This is a genomic window from Paenibacillus aestuarii (assembly GCF_027789125.1).
In the GTDB taxonomy this organism is placed as follows: Bacteria; Bacillota; Bacilli; order Paenibacillales; family NBRC-103111; genus Paenibacillus_E; species Paenibacillus_E aestuarii.
Map to the genome: position 1 here is coordinate 18019 of NZ_JAQFVF010000032.1, position 16078 is coordinate 34096.

Annotated in this window: 15 protein-coding genes and 1 pseudogene; all 16 read left to right on the forward strand. The window is 50.8% G+C overall.

Translation table 11 applies throughout. From position 1 onward, the window contains the following. Positions 1-96: 96 nt before the first annotated feature. The 16 genes and pseudogenes from veg (at position 97) to O9139_RS14990 (ending at position 16064) form a co-directional block, all read left to right on the forward strand. Positions 97-372 carry a biofilm formation stimulator Veg gene (gene veg, locus O9139_RS14915; RefSeq protein ID WP_163953657.1) on the forward strand — a complete coding sequence of 92 codons (276 nt, stop codon included), beginning with the start codon at positions 97-99 and terminating at the stop codon, positions 370-372. Positions 373-492: 120 nt separating this feature from the next. Beyond that, positions 493-666: pseudogene (locus tag O9139_RS14920) on the forward strand (small, acid-soluble spore protein, alpha/beta type); the annotation flags it as partial. Between the two features lie 337 nt (positions 667-1003). Beyond that, positions 1004-1858 carry a 4-(cytidine 5'-diphospho)-2-C-methyl-D-erythritol kinase gene (ispE, locus tag O9139_RS14925; RefSeq protein ID WP_270880266.1) on the forward strand — a complete coding sequence of 285 codons (855 nt, stop codon included), beginning with the start codon at positions 1004-1006 and terminating at the stop codon, positions 1856-1858. 169 nt (positions 1859-2027) lie between these two features. Next, entirely contained in the window at positions 2028-2849 is an 822-nt protein-coding gene (gene purR, locus O9139_RS14930) for a pur operon repressor (RefSeq protein ID WP_270880267.1), read from the forward strand. Between the two features lie 18 nt (positions 2850-2867). Further along, the gene (locus O9139_RS14935) at positions 2868-3251 is read left to right on the forward strand and encodes a RidA family protein (protein ID WP_270880268.1); all 384 of its coding nucleotides are present in this window, start codon (positions 2868-2870) and stop codon (positions 3249-3251) included. A gap of 119 nt (positions 3252-3370) precedes the next feature. Next, positions 3371-3655: a septation regulator SpoVG gene (gene spoVG / locus O9139_RS14940; RefSeq protein WP_036655543.1), complete on the forward strand. Its 285-nt coding sequence runs from the start codon at positions 3371-3373 to the stop codon at positions 3653-3655. Positions 3656-3788: 133 nt separating this feature from the next. Further along, the gene (gene glmU / locus O9139_RS14945) at positions 3789-5183 is read left to right on the forward strand and encodes a bifunctional UDP-N-acetylglucosamine diphosphorylase/glucosamine-1-phosphate N-acetyltransferase GlmU (protein ID WP_270880269.1); all 1395 of its coding nucleotides are present in this window, start codon (positions 3789-3791) and stop codon (positions 5181-5183) included. A 426-nt stretch (positions 5184-5609) separates the two neighbouring features. Beyond that, complete coding sequence (gene pth / locus O9139_RS14950; RefSeq protein ID WP_270880270.1) at positions 5610-6170, forward strand: aminoacyl-tRNA hydrolase; 561 nt, start codon at positions 5610-5612, stop codon at positions 6168-6170. Positions 6171-6307: 137 nt separating this feature from the next. Further along, positions 6308-6535, forward strand: a complete 228-nt coding sequence (locus tag O9139_RS14955) for an anti-sigma-F factor Fin family protein (RefSeq protein WP_270880271.1) — start codon at positions 6308-6310, stop codon at positions 6533-6535. Positions 6536-6608: 73 nt separating this feature from the next. Beyond that, entirely contained in the window at positions 6609-10136 is a 3528-nt protein-coding gene (gene mfd / locus O9139_RS14960; RefSeq protein WP_270880272.1) for a transcription-repair coupling factor, read from the forward strand. Next, on the forward strand, positions 10117-11232 hold the full coding sequence (locus tag O9139_RS14965; RefSeq protein ID WP_270880273.1) for a peptidylprolyl isomerase: 1116 nt from the start codon (positions 10117-10119) through the stop codon (positions 11230-11232). The genes mfd and O9139_RS14965 overlap by 20 nt, the downstream gene beginning before the upstream one ends. 237 nt (positions 11233-11469) lie before the next feature. Beyond that, complete coding sequence (gene spoVT / locus O9139_RS14970) at positions 11470-12012, forward strand: stage V sporulation protein T (RefSeq protein WP_270880274.1); 543 nt, start codon at positions 11470-11472, stop codon at positions 12010-12012. Positions 12013-12128: 116 nt separating this feature from the next. Further along, positions 12129-13826, forward strand: a complete 1698-nt coding sequence (locus tag O9139_RS14975) for a putative polysaccharide biosynthesis protein (RefSeq protein ID WP_270880275.1) — start codon at positions 12129-12131, stop codon at positions 13824-13826. 62 nt (positions 13827-13888) lie between these two features. Beyond that, positions 13889-15397, forward strand: coding sequence for a bifunctional methyltransferase/pyrophosphohydrolase YabN (gene yabN, locus O9139_RS14980; RefSeq protein WP_270880276.1), 1509 nt, complete (start codon positions 13889-13891; stop codon positions 15395-15397). A 131-nt stretch (positions 15398-15528) separates the two neighbouring features. Next, positions 15529-15801, forward strand: a complete 273-nt coding sequence (locus O9139_RS14985) for an HU family DNA-binding protein (protein ID WP_270880277.1) — start codon at positions 15529-15531, stop codon at positions 15799-15801. Beyond that, positions 15801-16064 (forward strand): RNA-binding S4 domain-containing protein, encoded by a 264-nt coding sequence (locus O9139_RS14990; RefSeq protein ID WP_270880278.1) that lies wholly within the window; start codon positions 15801-15803, stop codon positions 16062-16064. The genes O9139_RS14985 and O9139_RS14990 overlap by 1 nt, the downstream gene beginning before the upstream one ends. Positions 16065-16078 lie beyond the last annotated feature (14 nt).

Below are 16078 nucleotides of genomic sequence, written 5' to 3' on the forward strand. Positions count from 1 at the left end.
GACAAGATAATTGTCATACTGATATAATATTTGACCCAATTTGACAAATGAGCCAAGATCGGTTACAATTAACAAGGAAAGAGGTGGTAGTTGACAATGGCAAAAAATGCGCTGTTGGAGATCAAACGCAGTTTGGAGCCCCACGTCGGGCAGAAGATCATGTTGAGAGCAAATGGTGGCCGTCGAAAGACCATCGAGCGTTCCGGTGTTTTAGAAGAAACCTACCCTTCTGTATTTATTGTGAAATTGGATCAAGAGGCACACGCCTTCAAACGAGTATCCTATAGCTACGCCGACATCCTTACCGAATCCGTTGAAGTTACCGTTTGTAATGACGACGGGCAAGTGCGAATCACTTACATTCAACACTAGCGTAAAGCGTATTAATATGAGCAGGCCCGATGGGCCTGCTTTTGCTTTGTATGGTATGGAAACATCGGCGCGGCGGCATACTAAGCCCACATCGGCAGATGAAGATGAGGAGGCGAAACAATGGGTCGCAGAAGAAGCGTCATGTCGGAAAGTTTTAAATATGAGCTGGCCAAGGATTTGGGTTTCTATGACGTGGTCCAGCGTGAGGGCTGGGAGGGCATTCGCACGAAGGATGCGGGCAACATGGTCAAGAGAGCGATTCAGATCGCTGAGGAGCACCTAGCTAAGCAGCAGATGGCACAGACGCCTGTAAGTTACACGCAGCCAGGCACTCAGCAAGGCGGCTACGGCCAAAGCCACAACCAAGGGGGGTATACACCGTCCCCGCCGATGACAAACGTGACAAGCGGTTCGCAAGCTGTTTCCCCGTCGGGAGCGTACAATGTCAATGCGTCATTTCCCTATCAAAATCAACCGCCTGCTCCGGGGATGAACGTGGTGCCGGCGAGTTATGAGCAAACATCTCAGAACGGGTCGCGCCCTTCTTACAGCTAAAGCGGAAGCTTTAGCTTTTCTTTTGCGCTTTTGTTATAATATTTTAACGGCAAAACGAGCAAAAGAAGGTGAAACAATGAAGATTTTCGAAAAAGCACCAGCCAAAATCAATTTATCACTGGATGTTCTACATAAAAGAGAAGACGGTTACCATGAAGTAGAGATGGTAATGACAATGGTCGACCTGGCTGACCGCATTGAAATGCAGGAGCTGCCGCGCGATACGATCATCATTTCCAGCCAAGCGGGCTACATCCCGCTAGATGAGAAGAACCTGGCCTTTCAGGCAGCCCGTTTGATCAAGGATCGGTATGATGTGAAGCAGGGCGTCTATATCCATCTGGATAAGAAGATTCCGGTTGCTGCAGGCTTGGCAGGAGGCAGCAGTGACGCAGCAGCGACGCTGCGCGGGTTGAACCGCCTCTGGCAGTTGAACATCCCGATGAAGGAGCTGCAGGAGCTTGGCGCTGAGCTGGGCTCGGACGTGCCCTTCTGTGTGACAGGGGGGACGGCTGTGGCGCGAGGACGTGGAGAGAAGCTGGAGCCGATCGCATCGCCGCCGCAGTGCTGGGTTGTGTTGGCTAAGCCTCCGATCAATGTATCGACATCGGAAATTTACGGGAAGCTGAATGCCCGGGGCATCAAGCATCATCCGTCTACAGCGAATGTGCTGGAGGCGATCCGCGAGAAACAATTCGACCAGCTCTGTGACGAGCTTGGCAATGTTCTTGAGGAAGTGACGCTGGACTTGTACCCCGAGGTTCGCCACTTGAAGGAATGCATGCAGAAGCTCGGCGCCGACGGCGTGTTGATGTCGGGCAGCGGTCCGACCGTGTTTGGGCTTGTTTCCAAAGAGGCGAAGGTCCCGCGTATCTATAATGGACTTCGGGGTTTTTGCAAAGACGTTTACGCGGTGCGCATGCTAACGTAAAAGCTGCTTGGTCAAAAGAGCCCCTGGAGGGCTCTTTTTTTCATGTGAAACTTGGCATGTCAAATTTATGTGAAGTTTGTGTGAGCATAATTTTCATGTGAAGCTTGAAAAAATACGTATAAAAATGGTATATTTTCATTATATTATTCGGATTTAGGGGGTTAGTGCGATGAAAAAGTTGAAAAGGAGCGCTAGGCTGGTGGAAATGACGCAGTATTTGTTGTTTCGCCCCCATTCGTTAATTCCTTTAACGACTTTTGCCGAACGTTACAGCTCTGCTAAATCCTCGATTAGTGAAGATTTGGCCATCATCAAAGAAGTGTTCGAAGAGGAAGGCGTAGGCGAACTGCATACTTTAGCGGGAGCAGCGGGCGGTGTCAAGTTTACACCGAAGATGCCGAAAGAAGCATCGCTTCAGTTTATTCAGAATCTATGCTCACAGCTGGAGCAGCCTGAACGAATTTTGCCAGGCGGCTACTTGTATATGTCCGATATCATGGGGCAGCCTCATTATTTAAATGAAATCGGTAAAACGTTCGCAAGTGCGTTTGCCGGTCAAGATATTGATGTGATTATGACGGTGGAAACGAAAGGGATTCCACTCGCTTATGCGACGGCTACTTACATGAATCTGCCGGTCGTTGTCGTCCGCAGGGATACGAAGGTGACGGAAGGCTCAGCGGTTAGTATTAACTATGTGTCGGGTTCCAACAAGCGGATCCAGACGATGTCGCTGGCTAGACGTGCCCTGAAGGAAGAATCCAAAGTTTTGATTATTGACGATTTCATGCATGTAGGTGGTACAATTCATGGTATGATGGACTTGCTCGCGGAGTTTAAAGCCACTGTTCAAGGCGTAGGTGTGTTTATGGAATCCTGTGAAGTGGAAGAACATCTGATTGAACAATATGTATCGCTGGCTAGACTGCATGGCGTTGATTCGAAGACGAAACAAATTACCGTGCAGCCGGGCAACTATTTTGACAATTAGAAAGGGGATGCGTAAACGATGGAATTCATTTCAACTCAGGCGGCTCCTGCTGCGATTGGTCCCTATTCGCAAGCGGTGAAGCTGGGCAACCTGCTGTTCACTTCCGGGCAAATCCCGCTCGGTCCTGACGGCGTGCTTGTGCAAGGCGGTATTAAGGAGCAGGCGCATCAAGTGTTCGCTAATCTGAAGGGTGTCCTGGAGGCTGCGGGCACTGACTTTGGTCATGTAGTGAAGGCGACCGTATTTTTGAAAGATATGAATCAATTTGCCGAGCTGAACGAGATTTATGCTTCGTATTTTGGTGATCATAAACCGGCCAGATCCACGGTCGAAGTGGCTCGATTGCCTCGCGATGTTTTTGTCGAAATCGAACTAATCGCCGAGATACCTGTCGAAATTTAACAGATTCATAAAGAAAGTTTAAATTTATAGAAATTTTCAAAAAAATAAGAAGGAATTTGCCCTAAAATGTGGAATTATACACCCAAGTCTCAGCGATGGAAAAAGGTGGTGAACACAGAGTGCAAATTACAGATGTTAGACTTCGTCGAGTGAATTCCGAGGGGAGAATGAAGGCGATTGCTTCCATTACCATCGACAACGAGTTTGTTGTTCATGACATTCGCGTCATCGACGGCAACAACGGTATGTTCGTGGCAATGCCAAGCAAGCGGACTCCAGATGGTGAGTTCCGCGATATCGCTCATCCTATTTCTTCGACAACTCGCGAGAAGATTCAAGCTGCAGTATTGGCGGAATATGATCGTGCTGCTGCGGAAGAAGAAGTCATTGAAGAAGGCGCATAATCCTGTTTACCTTTTTTTAAGAAGAGAGCCCTTTGGGCTCTCTTTTCTTTTTACAGGAATTGAGCTATAGTGGGTGAAGCGAACTTCATTTTTTATACATGAGGATTAAAAAAAACAGGGAGTTGGATGTTTAGTGAAACTCATGGCGGTTGTGCTTGCGGCAGGCCAAGGAAAACGTATGAAATCAAAGCTGTACAAGGTGCTCCATCCCGTTGTAGGCAAACCGATGGTAGGTCACGTTGTGGATACATTGAACCATATAAATACAACTAGAACATTAGTCGTCGTTGGGTACGGAGCAGAAGCGGTTCAAGCTTATCTGGGAGACCGCGTGGAATATGCACTGCAAGCTGAGCAGCTCGGTACGGGACATGCTGTTCTGCAAGCCAAGGATGCGCTTGGCAGCGAGGAAGGCATGACCATCGTCATCTGCGGCGATACGCCGCTGATTTCGGAAGAAACGCTGCGCAGCATGATTCAGCTGCATCAGGAGTCGGGCGCGTCGGCGACGATTCTCACAGCGAAGCTGGATAATCCGTTCGGTTACGGCCGCATTATTCGCGGTGTTGACGGACGTGTGGCCCGCATTGTCGAACAGAAGGACTGCACGGCGGAAGAAGCGGCTGTCAAAGAGATGAATACGGGCACGTATATCTTCGACAACAAGACGCTTTTTGAAGCACTGGGGTCGGTGACGAACAATAACAATCAAAATGAATATTACCTGACAGATGTGATTGGCATTCTGACGGCTCAAGGCAAAGTTGTGCAAGGGTATTGCATGGCGGACAGCGCGGAGTCGATCGGCGTCAATGACCGCGTAGGTCTTGCCGAAGCGGAACGTTTGTTCAAGGAGCGCATTAACCGCAGCCATATGATGAATGGCGTGACCATTATAGATCCTGTGAACACGTACATTGAGCCTGAAGTCAAGATTGGAGCCGATACGGTACTGCTGCCGGGAACCATTCTCCGCGGGCGCACGGTCATCGGCGAAAACTGCACCATTGGGCCGCAAACGGAAATTATCGATTCGATCATTCAAGATGACGTAAGCATTAAGCAGTCTGTGCTGCAGGATGCATTTGTAGACAGCGATACGAGCGTAGGGCCTTTTGCATATTTAAGACCAGGTGCTAAGTTGGGCAAACATGTGAAAGTCGGGGATTTTGTAGAGATCAAAAATGCTACGATTGGCGACAGCAGCAAAGTTTCTCACTTGAGCTATGTGGGCGACGCGAAGGTCGGTGCGAATGTCAACATTGGCTGTGGCGCGATTACGGTCAACTACGATGGATTTAATAAGAATTTGACGGAGATCGGCGACGATGCCTTTATCGGCAGCAACGTGAATCTCATTGCGCCTGTGCGGATCGGGAATGGGGCTTACGTTGTAGCCGGCTCCACGATTACGCATGAGGTCGAGGACGGCGATTTGGCGATTGCCCGGGAGCGGCAGTCCAACAAGCCGGGTTATGCGGAGAAAATCAAAGCACGCATGAAGGCGAAGAAGGCTAATCAGAGCTAGGTCGTTTCAGCCGCTTGTTTAAGACGCGAAGAAACAGAGGGTGCCCTTATCGTGAAGGGTATCCTCTGTTTGTCTTTTAATAGCCGGGGCGCGAAATAAAGACATGCATGGCGCGATTATAGAACGTATTATTGATTTTAATAAAATGAGGGGAGTAGACTTCAATGAAGCCTATATCCTTATGCAGGTTTTGGTAGTATACTTGGACGGGAATGTTGGCCTCTATATGATCTTGGAAATGAGGGTCTGATGACAAGGTTTGTCCATTCTGATACATATGTACGAGTTCACCTGCGATTATGAATTTGATGTATACATAATGGTAGACAATAGACACAAGGGCTTAGTTCCACAGAACTTGATATTATTTTAATAAAATAAAAAATAGATAAAGATCAGAGTCATGATGGGAAGGATGAACATACAATGAAATGTTTCATTGGGTTAGGCAATCCAGGCAAGCAGTACGAGATGAACCGTCATAATATCGGCTTTATGGCAATTGACCGTTTTGCCGCCAAATGGGGGATTACCACATTTCAAAATAAATGCAAGGGGCTTCTGGGCGAAGGGGTAGTTGGCGGCACCAAGGTCTATCTGCTCAAGCCCATGACTTATATGAATTTGTCGGGCGAATCGATGCGGGCTTTTTTGGATTTCTATAAAGCAAATCTGGAAGATATCACAATTATTTACGATGATATGGATACGACATATGGTCAGATTCGGCTGCGTTATCAGGGCAGCGCTGGCGGCCATAACGGAATTAAGTCGATCATTCAGCATGCGGGCACACAGAGTTTTAACCGGATCCGCATGGGGATCAATCGCCCGGCACCCGGCTATAATATCGCTGACTATGTGCTGTCCAATTTCTCCAAAGAAGAAATGAAATCGATGGAGTCGCTGCTGGACTTAACTTGTGACGCCATGGAGTTCAGTCTCAAAGAATCTTTCGAGAAGACGATGGCCAAATTTAATAAATAATGTCCCGCAATGCTGCAATACGGCGTATATTGTTGTCTTCATCAGGAGATCCTAAAATGATGCCTGTTCATTGGCTAATTTCCCCCGCGGGTGGCCATACTAGCAGGTGATAGGAAATTTCAAGGAGGCATACATATATGATCAAGTATATTTGCAGGCATTGTCATACCTTTGTCGGGGAGATTAATCAGACGGCGATCACGGAGCAGCAGTTAGGCTTCCATTTCTTGACCCCTGATGAGCGGAGAGATATAATATCGTATAATACGAATGGGGACGTTACGGTCAGAGTTGTATGCGATTATTGCCGGGAAGCGCTTGAAGCCAATCCGGAATTGTCGCTGCTGGCAAGTCCGCTGCAGTAAGTTTTTGATGATCTAGATTCAATAGCCTAGGCAAGTATGCCGAGGCTTCTTTTTGTGAGAGGAGTGTACTTGTTTGCAAGCTTTAATTCAAGCTTTTTCTGCGGATGCCGACTTTCAAACGATTGTTTCCGGTATTCGATCCGAGATGAAAGAGCAGCTCATTGCCGGGTTAACCGGCTCCTCTCGACAAGTGATGATTGCGAGTCTTGTGCGGGAGCTCTCGCGGCCGCTATTCATCGTCACGCACAACATGTTTGCAGCTCAGAAAATCTCAGAGGATCTGCTAGAGTGTTTATCCGAGGATGAGGTGCTTTTATATCCGGCTCAGGAGCTTTTGGCTACGGAGGAGGCTGCTGCGAGCCCTGAAATGCTGGCACAGCGAATCGATGTGCTGACCAAGCTTGCGGGCGGATATCGCGGAGTCGTCATTGCGCCTTATGCGGGCTTACGCCGGTTGCTGCCGGTGAAGCAAGTGTTCGAGGAATCGCGGATTACGATTCAAGTCGGGGACACGGTTCAGCTGGAAGACCTGCTGCTTCAATTGACACACCTCGGCTATGAGCGTGTGGAGCGGGTCGATGCCAAGGGTGAGATGAGTGTGCGCGGCGGTATTCTGGACTTGTATCCACTAACGAGCGAGCATGCGATACGGATTGAATTTTTTGACGTCGAGGTCGACTCTATTCGAACATTCGATGCAGGTGACCAGCGGTCAATTGATAAATTACAGGCGATTACGATTCCGCCATGCCGAGAGATTCAAGCGGATCGAAAGCGATTACAATCAGCTGCCCAGCACGCTTATGAGCTGCTGCAAGCCCAATTGGAGAAAATGACGGACCGGGCCGCCAAGGATAAACTGCTGGAAGGCATCGGCCACGATATTGAACTGCTTCGAGAAGGACAGACATTCCCCGGTATTTATAAATATATCTCGCTTTTGTATACGGAAAGACAGACCCTCTTGGACTATATGCCTAAAGACGCGGTGCTGATTCTCGACGAACCGGCACGGATGCTGGAGACTGCGAAACAGCTTGAGCGTGATGAGGCGGAGTGGATGATGCACGCAATCCAAGAGGGGAAGAGCTTGCCGGCTTTTGTGCTGTCCAAATCTTACGAAACTTTGCTGCATCGCAGGCCATTCCCGACGCTGTACTTGTCGCTGTTCCTTCGTCAGGTGCCAGGCGTGCAGCCGCAAAATATCGTCAACTTTGTATGCCGCGTCATGCAAAACTTCCACGGCCAGATGAATCTGCTCAAAGCGGAGATGGAGCGCTGGAAAAAGAACGGCAGCAAGGTGGTTCTGCTGGCGGGCGGAGAGGAACGCTCCGATCGCGTGAAGCGGGTGCTCCAGGATTATCAGATCGAGCTTCCCGAGATTGTCGATGGCAACTTGCAGGCGGGCTTCGAAATGCCTTCGATTCATCTGGTGGTCATAACCGAAGGCGAGATGTTTACGCAAAAGCAGCGGAAGGCCCGTAAAGTCGAGAAAAAGCTGGAAAACGCTGAGCGGATCAAAAGCTACCAGGAGCTTAAGGTCGGTGACTACGTGGTTCACGTCAACCACGGCATCGGTAAATACGTCGGCATCGGCACGCTGGAAGTAGGCGGCATTCACAAGGATTATCTGCACATCATGTACGCCGGCGGCGACAAGCTGTCGGTGCCAATCGATCAGATTGATCTGATTCAAAAATATGTCGGCGCCGAGGAAAAAGAGCCGAAAGTGTACAAACTCGGCGGGGCCGACTGGGCGCGCGCGAAGAGTAAAGCTCGGGCATCGGTGAAGGACATTGCCGATGAGCTGATTAAGCTTTATGCGGAACGCCAAGCAACGCCAGGCTACGGATTTAGTAAAGACAGCTCGTATCAGAACGAGTTCGAAGCGATGTTTCCTTATGATGAGACGAGAGACCAGCTTCGTGCTATCGAAGAGATCAAGAACGATATGGAGAAGTCGCGTCCGATGGATCGCCTGCTGTGCGGCGACGTGGGGTACGGGAAGACGGAGGTCGCTGTGCGCGCTGCGTTTAAGGCGGCGATTGACGGTAAGCAGGTAGCGGTTCTCGTGCCGACGACCATTCTGGCTCAGCAGCATTATGAAACGTTCCGCGAGCGCTTCTCGGGCTATCCGTTTAACGTGCAGGTGCTCAGCCGTTTCCGCTCCAAAAAAGAGCAGACGGAAGTGATGAAGGGCGTCAAGAAAGGGACTGTTGACGTGGTGATCGGCACGCACCGCCTGCTCTCGCAGGATGTGCAGTTCAAAGATCTGGGGCTGCTGATCGTGGATGAGGAGCAGCGTTTCGGCGTCTCCCATAAGGAGAAGATCAAGCGGCTGAAGACGAATGTGGACGTGCTGACCTTGACGGCGACGCCGATTCCGCGGACGCTGCATATGTCCATGCTCGGTGTGCGGGATTTGTCCGTCATCGAGACGCCGCCGGAAAACCGCTTCCCTGTTCAGACTTACGTAGTGGAATACAGTCCGTCGCTGGTCCGGGAAGCCATTGAACGGGAGCTCGCCCGGGAAGGACAGGTTTATTACTTATACAATCGCGTTCAGGGAATCACGCAAATGGCTGACCAGATTTCGATGATGATTCCGGACGCCCGTGTGACTGTCGCGCATGGCCAAATGGGCGAGCAGGAATTGGAGAAGACCATTCTCGACTTCCTAGACGGCGAGTACGACGTTCTGGTCAGTACGAGCATCATCGAGACCGGCGTCGATATTCCGAACGTGAATACTTTGATCGTCCATGATGCGGATAAAATGGGGCTTTCCCAGCTGTATCAGCTGCGGGGGCGTGTCGGCCGTTCGAACCGGATTGCGTACGCGTATTTTACGTATCAGCGTGATAAAGTGCTGACGGAAGTAGCGGAGAAACGGCTGCAAGCGATTAAGGAGTTTACAGAACTAGGCTCAGGCTTTAAAATTGCCATGAGGGATTTGTCTATTCGAGGCGCAGGCAATCTGCTTGGTGCTGAACAGCATGGCTTCATCGCTTCCGTCGGATTTGATTTGTATTCGCAAATGCTGGCGGAGGAGATTGCCAAGCTGAAACAGGAGATGGAGGGCGAAGCGGCTTTACCGGAGCCGGAATGGAACACCGCCATCGATATTCAGTTGGATGCCTATCTGCCATCTGATTACATCTACGACAGTATGCAAAAAATTGAGATTTACAAGAAAGTGGCAGCCATTCGCACGCTGGAAGAAGCGGCGGATCTGCATGACGAACTCGTCGACCGGTTCGGGGATCTGCCTCAATCGGTGTTCAACCTGCTTGCGGTGGCTCGTCTGAAAGCATACGGATCCGAATACCGGATCGAGACGATCAGCCAAAAAGGGGATGACTACCAGATCAAGGTGCACCCGGATCAAAATGACAAACTTGACGGGCAGAAGTTGTTCTCTCTGTCAAACCGCTTTGAAGGCCGCATCAAGCTTGTAGCGGGGCCGCAAATACACATCCTTGTCCGCTGCAAGGGGCTCAAGCCTGAAGCCTCCATTGAATTGGTGGAGAAATTCTTGGCGCAATACAAGGAGGTTCTGAAACCGAAGGGAGAATTACAAGATGTCGCCAAAACGTACTAACAGTCAATCAAGATTTTCGAAGAAATGGATTTTATCAATGGTGGCGCTGGTTCTTGCGTTTTCCGTACTCAGTGCATGCGGGAAGAAGACAGAGGGAGGCGCCGCTGCGAGCGCATCGCCTGCTGCATCCGCTGCAGCTACCGGCAATCCAACGGATGTCATTGCGACTTACAAAGACGGGGGCAAAATTACACGCACCGAATTCGACGCATTTGTCAACGTGAACAAAATGTTCTCCCCGCAGTTGGCGCAATTTATGTCCGATCCTTCGTTCCAACAAGACATGTTGAAACAGCTCGTGACATTCCGCGTGCTGTCCGCGAAAGCTGACGATAAAGTCAAAGCGGATGCCGATAAGCAAGTAACGGATCAAATGAAAGCCATTACGGACTACTTCGGCAAGCAAGAAGGCGGCATGGACAAACAGCTGAAAGATAATAACATTCAGCTTCAAGACATCGAATCCCTGATGAAGATGAGTTTCTACACGATGGGCAGCATGGAAAGCAAGATTACTGACCAGCAGGTCCAAGATTCCTATAACAAGCAAGCGGCTGATCATGCGTTTGACATTGCGACAGTTAGCCATATTCTGATTTCCTTGAAAGATGCAGCAACGCAAAAAGACCTTCGTACCAAAGACGAAGCATTGGCTAGAGCCAAAGAAGTGAAGCAAAAGCTGGATAACGGCGGCGACTTCGCGGCGCTGGCGAAAGAGTATTCCGATGACCCGGGCTCAAAGGACAATGGCGGTACGTATAAAGATGCGGACATCAACCAATGGGTGCCTGAGTTTAAAGCTGCGGCTAGCACGCTGCCTTTGAACAAAATCAGCGATCCAGTTGAGTCTGAGTTCGGCTACCATGTGATGAAGGTGGAAGCGAGAAGCACGAAGCCGTTGGATGATACGTTGAAAACGCAAATCAAATCGCAATTGGCTGAGCAATCGCTGACTGAATTCGCGGAGAAAGAATATCCGAACTTGATTGAAACGAACAATTTGCCGAAACCGCAAGCTTCTCCGGCAGCTAGTCCTGCAGCAAGCCCTGCGGCTAGTCCGGCGGCAAGCCCAGCAGCAAGCCCTGCTGCGAAGTAGTATTTATTTACCAGGATGTCCCATTGGGGGCATCCTGTTTTTATTTGTTATTTTTGGACAAGATAACGTCAGCAGCAGCTACATAAAAAAATGTTCCTCGGTGAAGCGTCTGCATAGAAGGATGGGAATTGAAGAATACTATGGATAGAATTCGAGTTCCCTCCAAACATCCGTTAACCAAGATTTGATGCTCCTGTCGTATCTAATTCTTCAGAGGAAAGTGAGGCATCTAGAGGTATGAAAGCAACTGGAATTGTCCGGCGGATAGATGATTTAGGGAGAGTTGTGATTCCGAAGGAAATACGACGCACCCTTCGTATTCGTGAAGGGGATCCATTGGAGATTTTCGTGGATCGTGATGGTGAAGTGATTCTTAAAAAATACTCGCCAATTGGCGAGCTGGGGGATTTCGCCAAGGAATATGCGGAGTCGCTATTCGAAAGCACCGGCCATGTGGCCATGATTTCCGACCGTGATACAGTCATAGCCATGGCTGGCGGCTCGAAAAAAGATTATTTGGAAAAGGCCATCGGCGCCGTTGTGGAAGCCTGTATGGATAATCGCAAAGCTGTGCTGGAAAGCGGCAGCGGGCAGTATGAAATCATTAAAGATGTAAGTGAAACGTATACTTCGTATGTAGCGGCGCCGATCGTAGCCGGGGGAGATCCAATTGGCTCTGTCATTCTGGTCAGCAAAGATGAGAATGTCAAAATGGGTCAAATGGAAATGAAGATGGTTGAAACAGCGGCTGGTTTTCTGGCCAAGCAGATGGAACAATAAAATAAAATTGAAAGCACAAGCTTCCTTACCGAGATGGCGACCCCTCTGTAAGCGAAGCTTTTTTTTGTGGCGGCCTGTAGATTCCGATATAATACGGGTAGAAGGAGAGTGGGATTATGGAGGATGCCCACCAGGCAAAGCCCCAGATGCATGCGCTCAAACCAAGCAGCAAGGTGTTAAGGGGCGCAGCCGTGCTGGGAGCGGCCGCAGTGCTCTCTAAACTGTTGGGAACGCTGCAAAAGATACCGCTGCAAAATGTCGCCGGGGACGCCGCCTTTGGTTTATATAACGCTGTATACCCGTTGTATATTCTTATTTTGTTTGCAGCGACAGCGGGATTTCCCGTTGCGGTTTCCAAATTCGTCGCTGAACGCATCGCACAAGGGGATTATCGGGGAGCGAAGCGGATTGTTCATGTCTCGTCGGTGGTATTGATGGCGACGGGAATTATTCTTTTCTTATGCCTATATCTTGGTGCAGACAGGATCGCGGCTTGGATCGGGATTGCGCAGACTGCGCGGGCAATCAAGAGTGTCTCGTTTGCCTTGCTGGTATCGCCGGTGCTGGCGGTGCTGCGGGGGTACTTTCAAGGCTGTCAGGATATGATGCCGACAGCGGTGTCACAAGTGATCGAACAATTGATTCGTGTGATCACCATGGTTTCATTGCTGCTGTATTTGACAACGCTGGCTTATGATGAAGCGTGGATCGCCGCCGGTGCGACTTTCGGTTCCGTGACAGGTGCTGGAGCGGGGCTCCTCGTTATGTTCATTTACTGGGGCAAAGATAAGCGCAAGCAGAAGAATGCCGATAGGGGAAGCGAAGATGGAGTAAACGATTTGTCGAATTGGCAATGGGCCAGACGCATAACGGCTTACGCGATTCCCGTTTGCCTTGGGGCGATTGTGGTTCCACTGCTCACACTGGTGGATACGTTCACGATGCCGAGGCTGCTGGAAGCTGCGGCCGGCGGCGAGGCCGAGGCGATGCGACAGTTCGGCTTGTATAATCGCGGCCTGCCGCTCGTGCAATTAGTCGTCATGATCGCTTCGTCCATGTCGGCGGTGCTCGTGCCGGCCATCGCCGAGGCGAAGCTGCAAGGTCAGGCACAGCTGATTCGGACTAGAGCGGAAATGGCCGTCAGGCTCACTTGGTTTGTCGGGCTTGGCGCCTCGTGCGGACTTGCATTTGCCGCAGTGCCGATCAACGTAATGCTCTATAAGGACGCGGAGGCCAGCTGGACGATGGCGATTCTGGCCTTTACCGCGCTGTTCAGCACTCTGAATGCGGTGTCCGCCAGCGTACTGCAGGGCGCCGGCGCCATACATACGCCGGCCCGGGCCCTGCTCGTTGCCATCGCGCTCAAAGCGCTCGGCAACGTCTGGCTCATGCCCCGCTGGGGCATCGACGGCGCCGCGGTTAGCGCGGTTGTCGCCTATGCCGCTGCCGCGGGGCTCAACCTGGTGCAGCTCGCCCGCTGCACTGGGGCGCGCTTCACGCTGCGGCGTTACGCCATCAGTCCCGCGCTGGGCGCGGGGCTGATGGGCGCTGTGCTCGCAGCGCTGCAGCTCTTGGCTCGGCCTGCTCTGGCGGCCGGCCACGTGCCTGGGCGATTGGGCGATAGCGCCATCGCCTGTATCAGCGTAGCCGCGGGTGCGGCCGTCTACGGGCTGGCGCTGCTGCGCAGCGGCGGCATCGGCCGGGAGGAGCTGCGGCTGCTGCCGGAGCTGGACCGGAAACTGGCCCCGGTCCTGGCGAAGCTGCTGCCGGCGGCTGAGAAGAAGCATGCCGGCAGTAACCGGGACGCGCGCTAGCCCGGGGAGCGGGATTCCCCTTTTTTTCACAAATTTCTATACGCCCTGGAGGTGTCACTTATATGTCCACACAAAGTATTACTGTCGTCGGCTTGGGAACCGGTGACGTCGATCAATTGACGCTTGGAGTCTGGAAGAAACTTCAAGCGGCGGCTAGTGAGCAGGCGGTCCTTTTCTTGCGGACGAATGATCATCCGGTGGTTCGGATGCTGGATGACGAGCATATCCCGTATCAGACTTTTGATGCCAACTATGTCGCGCATCAGTCCTTCGAACAAGTGTACGAGTCCATTGCCGATGAGCTGCTGCGCCAAGCGAAAGAGAAGCAGACGGAGATCATCTATGCAGTGCCAGGTCATCCGATGGTGGCGGAGTATACGGTGCAGCTGCTCAAACAGCGCTGTCCGGAAGCGGGAATCCCGCTTACGCTGCTCGGTGGAGAAAGCTTCCTGGATCAAGCTTTTCTGCGATTTGGCTTTGACCCGATCGATGGCTTCCAATTGCTGGACGCTACCAGCCTGAACCGCTATACGCTCAATCCGCAGCTGCAAACGGTTATCGGCCAAGTTTACGATACATACACCGCCTCGGATTTGAAAATAACGCTGATGGAAGCCTACCCGGATGACTACCCTGTTGTCGTCGGGCATGCCCTTGGTGTCGCAGGCGCTGAGCAAATTGTCGAAGTGCCGCTCTATGAACTGGACCATATTAAGGGCTATGGCAACTTATCGTTGGTCTGGGTGCCCAAAAGTGTGGAAGATAAGGTCCATTACCGCTCCTTTGGCCGCTTGCACGAAATTGTCAGTATTCTCCGCAGCCCAGAGGGGTGTCCGTGGGATCGCGAGCAGACGCATGCCAGCCTGCGTAAAAACCTCATTGAGGAAGCTTACGAAGTGCTGGAGACGATTGATGAGGACGATCCAGACCACATGTGCGAAGAGCTTGGCGACCTTCTGCTCCAAGTCATGCTGCATGCACAAATGGAGGAAGAAATCGGCACGTTTACGGTCTATGACGTGGTTGCCACGCTCAATGAGAAGCTGATCCGCCGCCATCCGCACGTGTTCGGCGAGCATAAAGCCGGTGATGCGGACGAAGCGCTGGTTAACTGGAACGCGATCAAAGCGGAGGAAAAACGCAGTAAAGGCATTGATGTCGAGAAGCAATCGGTGCTGGATGGCGTACCGCGTGATTTGCCCGGGTTAATGAAGGCATGGAAGCTGCAGAAAAAAGCGGCGACAGTCGGCTTCGATTGGAGTGAAGTGCGCGAAGTGTTGAATAAAGTCGAAGAAGAGCTCGGCGAGCTGCGCGAGGCCATGGACAGCGGACAAGCGGATGCTGCGGCAGCCAAGCAGGAAGAGCTCGGAGACTTGCTTTTCTCTATCGTGAATCTAGCAAGATTCCTGAAGATAGACCCGGAAGAAGCGCTTGCGCAGACGAATCGCAAATTTATTCAGAGATTTTTATATATCGAAGAGCAGCTACGTTTAAGAGGGCTTTCTTTTGAGCAAACTGATTTATCAGAGATGGAAAAGTACTGGCAAGATGCAAAAAAAATGCAAAAGTAGTGCTTACACAGCAGGATTTTGCCGAAAAAGGAAGAATAATAAGTTGGGTGTCAGGTTGAATATGGAAATGTAACCGTCATGGTACATAGAAGACTAGATCTTCAAACATTTTTAGGAGGTAAAGAAAACTCATGAACAAAACAGATTTGATCAACAACATCGCTGAAAAAAGCGGATTGACTAAGAAAGACGTAGAAGCTGTACTTAACGGATTCCTTGGTGAAGTTACTGATGCGCTTTCTTCCGGAGATAAAGTACAACTTATCGGTTTCGGTACTTTTGAAACTCGTACGCGTTCCGGTCGTACAGGCCGCAACCCGCAAACAGGAAACCCTATCGTGATTGCTGAATCCAAGGTTCCTGCTTTCAAAGCTGGCAACAAACTTAAAGACGCTGTAAAATAATGCGTCTTGATAAGTTCCTCAAAGTATCACGTCTGATCAAGCGCCGCACCGTAGCCAAAGACGTCTCCGATCAAGGGCGTGTCTGGATTAATGGCAGGGATGCGAAAGCCAGCACAACTGTCAAGGTTGGCGACGAATTGGCTATTCAATTCGGACAGAAGAAGGTGACGGTTCGCGTGGAAGCTCTTGCAGAGTCGACCCGTAAGGAAGATGCTGCGCAGATGTACACGCTGCTGAAGGAAGAGGCCTATCAACCGGAATAGCATTGAAGCTATAG